1 protein-coding gene is annotated in these 396 nt (G+C 58.8%); it reads left to right on the top strand.

Features of this window, described 5'->3' with window-relative positions:
* Positions 1 to 396: hypothetical protein (locus tag PZA18_RS24350; protein WP_284103474.1), on the top strand; the 396-nt coding region annotated here is incomplete at both ends.

The following is a 396-nucleotide window of genomic DNA, read 5'->3' as shown; positions in this document are numbered from 1 at the left end:
GGCGTCAACCTGCCTGGCTTCCTGCATGTGGGCACGCTGCCCAAGCAGACGGGCAACTACATCTACCGCCTGAGCACCGGCGGCCAGACCTGGTATGACCGCCTCTCGGTCAACCTGGAAGGTGGCCATCGCACCCTTACCCTCAGCAATACCAACCAACGCCACGCCATTGTGGAGGTGAACTACACCATACCGGTGCAAAGCTCAAAGGTTTCCCTGCAGTTCTGGACCCAGGACAACCCCTCGGAGCTTCTCAAGTTCGGCCTGGATATTGACCACACGCTGAGCTACACACATCAGACGGTCAAGCAAGGCAGCCTCGTGCTCGACCTCTCTTACCTGTACGACGAGCCACAGGTAAAACTGGCCTCACAGAACAACCCCGACAACCCCGAG

Origin of the sequence: Parachitinimonas caeni (genome assembly GCF_030129945.1) — a bacterium.
GTDB lineage: Bacteria > Pseudomonadota > Gammaproteobacteria > Burkholderiales > Chitinimonadaceae > Parachitinimonas > Parachitinimonas caeni.
The sequence above is the reverse complement of the archived record's forward strand: the minus strand, read 5'-3'. Positions and strand labels throughout refer to the sequence as shown.